Raw genomic sequence first — 3,548 nt, 5'->3', positions numbered from 1 at the left:
GCTCGGCCCGGGTGCCGGCCAGGCCCCGGCGGACGGCGGCGCGTTCGGCCTCGGCGCGGGCAAGGGCCCGGCCGACTTCGAGCTGCCCAAGGAGTTCAAGGACATGCTGTAGTCCTTGAACCACTCCGATCACCCTTGGTCGCTCCTTGGTGACCTTCCGATCGGCAGGGATCGGTCTTGATCGATTTTGATCGGCCCGCTGTCCGGTGTCTCCGGGCGGCGGGCCGATCGCGTGTCCGATGATGGGGGCATGCGAGTGATGATCAGGGCCCCGAGGGCCGAGGACACGGGCGCGTACGCCGAGGCGATCCGGCGGTCCGCCGAACACATCGGACGGTGGAACCCGGTCGAGCCGGACGGACTGCCCGACCTGCTGAAGCGCCAGGGATCCGGGCTGCGCACCTTCCTGATCCTCGACCGGGAGACCGGTGGACTGGTCGGCAAGGTGAACGTCGCCAACATCGTGATGAGCCGCTTCTGCAACGCCACGTTGGGCTACGACTCGTACGTCCCGTTCAACGGCACCGGGCGGATGACCGAGGGCATGCGGCTGGTCGTGGACCGCTGCTTCGCCCCGCAGTCGGCCCACGGGCTGGGGCTGCACCGGCTGGAGATCAACGTGCAGCCGGAGAACGAGCGCTCGATCGCGATGGCCAAGCGGCTGGGCTTCCGGCACGAGGGCTTCTCCCCGCGGATGCTGTTCCTCCAGGGGGAGTGGCGCGACCACGAGCGGTTCGCGCTGACCGCCGAGGAGTGGTCCGGTACGACGGCATAGCCGCTGGTGGAAGGGGTCGGCGCAGGCGTACGGGGGTCCGGGCGCGGCGTTGCGATTGGCTCGTCCGAGCACCTGTCCGTATTGTCCGATGGGTGACCGAACCCGTGCCGCCACGTCAGACCCCCGACCAGCCCTGGCGCTCGGAGGGCGCCCCGCCCCCGCCGCCCAAGCGCCGGATGCCCGGCGGCTGGGTGGGCCTCGCCCTCACCGCCCTCGTGGTGTTCCTGATCTCGGACCTGCTGCTGTCGTTCTTCGGCCCCGCCGGTGCCACCACGATCTCGTACACCGAGTTCAACAACCAGCTGAACAAGGGCAACATCACCAAGATCTACGCCAAGGGCGACGCGATCGAGGGCACCCTCAAGTCGGCCCAGCCCAAGCCGGACGGCGGCAAGGGCGACTACACCGAGTTCGACACCCAGCGGCCGTCCTTCGCGGGCGACAACCTGTGGGCCACCCTCCAGCAGCAGGGCGTCGAGGTCACCGCCACCTCGCCGGTCCAGCAGCGCAGCTTCCTCACCAACCTGCTGCTCTCGCTCGCCCCGATGCTGCTGCTGGTCTTCATCTGGGTGCTGCTCGCCCGCCGGATGGCCGGGGGGCTCGGCGGCGGACCGCTCGGCCGCAAGGCCCCGCCGAAGCCGGTCACCGCCGAGGAGGGCACGCGCACCACCTTCGCCGACGTGGCCGGCATCGACGAGGTCGAGGCCGAACTCACCGAGGTCGTCGACTACCTGAAGCACCCCGAGCGGTACCGCAGGCTCGGCGCCAAGATGCCGCGCGGCGTGCTGCTGAGCGGTCCGCCCGGAACCGGCAAGACCCTGCTGGCCCGGGCCGTGGCCGGCGAGGCGAACGTGCCGTTCTTCTCCGCCTCCGCCTCCGAGTTCATCGAGATGATCGTCGGCGTCGGTGCCAGCCGGGTCCGCGAACTGTTCGCCGAGGCCCGCAAGGTCGCCCCGGCGATCATCTTCATCGACGAGATCGACACCATCGGCCGTCAGCGCGGCGCCGGCGGCGGCATGGGCGGGCACGACGAGCGCGAGCAGACGCTCAACCAGATCCTCACCGAGATGGACGGCTTCAGCGGCTCCGAGGGCGTCATCGTGATCGCCGCGACCAACCGGGCGGACGTGCTCGACCCGGCACTGCTGCGCCCCGGCCGCTTCGACCGGCGGATCACCGTCAGCCCGCCCGACCGGGAGGGCCGCGCGGCGATCCTGCGCATCCACAGCCGCAACGTCCCGCTGGCCGGCGGCACCGACCTCAACCAGCTGGCCAAGGTCACGCCGGGGATGACCGGCGCCGAGCTCGCCAACGTGGTCAACGAGGCCGCGCTGCTGGCCGTCAAGCGCAAGCAGGAAGCGGTCAACGAGCGGGACCTCTCGGACGCCCTGGAGAAGGTCCAGCTCGGTGCGGTGCGGCCGCTGGTGATGCCGCAGGAGGAGCGCGAGCGGACGGCGTACCACGAGAGCGGGCACGCGCTGCTGGGCATGCTCCAGCCCGGCGCGGACCCGGTCCGCAAGATCACCATCGTGCCGCGCGGCCGGGCGCTCGGCGTCACCCTCTCCACCCCGGAGAACGACCGCTACTCGTACACCGAGCCCTACCTGCGCGGCCGGATCATCGGCGCGCTCGGCGGCATGGCGGCCGAGCAGGTGGTCTACGGGGTGATCACCACCGGTGCGGAGAGCGACCTGGAGCAGGTCACCAACATCGCCCGCGGGATGGCCGGGCGCTGGGGGATGAGCGAGCGGGTCGGCCGGCTCACCGCGGTGCCCTCCGACCCGCAGGGCGCGTACGGGCTCTCCGCCGCGCCGACCACCCTGGACGCGGTGGACGAGGAGGCCCGGCGGATCGTCTCCGAGTGCTACGGCGACGCGGTGCGGATCCTGACCGAGCAGCGGCACCGGCTGGACGCCCTGGCGGCGGCGCTGCTGGAGGCGGAGACGCTGGACGAGGAGCAGGCCTACCGGGCGGCGGGGGTGCCGCGGGAAGCGCCCTCCGGGGGTGCCGGAGGTTCCCACGGAGCCGAAGGCTCCGGCCGGCCTGACGAGGCCGACGGGAAGTCGATCGACCCGGCGTGATGTCGGATGCCGGGGGCGCTCGCCGTGGTGGCGGACGCCCCCGGTTCGCGTTTCCGGTTCGCGTTCGTGGTTCGCGTTTCCCGGGCGCGGCTGCCCGGCTAGCGCGGCCGCTCGGCGATCAGGTAGCGGAACAGGTTCTCCATCCGCACCGAGCCGTCCGCGCGCAGGTACGGCTGGAGCGCCTCCTCCAGCTCCTTGGCCACCAGCGAGGCACCGGAGAACTCCTCGGCCGGCTCGAACAGGCCGGTGGAGAGCAGGCCGCGCACCGCGCTGTCCAGGTCGGCGTAGGCGAACGGGCAGCTCACCCGGCCGCTGCCGGCCGGACGCAGCCCCGCCGGGGCGAGCAGGTCCTCCAGCGCACCGGGCATGCTCAGCTCGAACGGATCGCGTGCGGTGGTCCGGCCCGCCATCCGCCGGGCCACGTCCAGCACCGGGGCACTCTCGCAGCGCTCCGGCGGGCCCCACGCGGCCAGCACCACGTGCCCGCGGGGCTGGGCGAGCCGGGCGGCCTCGGTGACCACCGGGGGGTACTCGGCGGGGTCGGGCAGCTGCTCGAAAACCGTCACCAGCGAATGGGCCGAGCGGGGGACGGCGGCGGGCGCCCGGGATTCGGCGCACACCCGCAGCCGGCGGCCGTGGGCCAGCTCGCGCAGCTCGTCCCGCGGCTCCTGCCCGGCGACCTGGGCGCCCCG

The 3,548-nt window shown here is 72.7% G+C and carries 2 protein-coding genes and 1 pseudogene; 2 read left to right on the top strand and 1 reads right to left on the bottom strand.

Features of this window, described 5'->3' with window-relative positions:
• The first annotated feature begins 250 nt into the window (after nucleotides 1-250).
• A complete protein-coding gene (locus tag KS423_RS41325) occupies nucleotides 251-775 on the top strand; it encodes a GNAT family N-acetyltransferase (RefSeq protein ID WP_224284868.1) in 525 nt (174 codons plus the stop codon).
• 92 nt (nucleotides 776-867) lie between these two features.
• Complete coding sequence (ftsH, locus tag KS423_RS41320; RefSeq protein ID WP_224284867.1) at nucleotides 868-2,856, top strand: ATP-dependent zinc metalloprotease FtsH; 1,989 nt, start codon at nucleotides 868-870, stop codon at nucleotides 2,854-2,856.
• A gap of 98 nt (nucleotides 2,857-2,954) precedes the next feature.
• Here ftsH and KS423_RS41315 read toward each other — a convergent pair.
• Nucleotides 2,955-3,548 (bottom strand): annotated as a pseudogene (locus tag KS423_RS41315) (SAM-dependent methyltransferase); the annotation flags it as partial.

The organism is Streptomyces sp. LS1784 (assembly GCF_020103755.1).
Taxonomy (GTDB): domain Bacteria; phylum Actinomycetota; class Actinomycetes; order Streptomycetales; family Streptomycetaceae; genus Kitasatospora.
The sequence above is the reverse complement of the archived record's forward strand: the minus strand, read 5'-3'. Positions and strand labels throughout refer to the sequence as shown.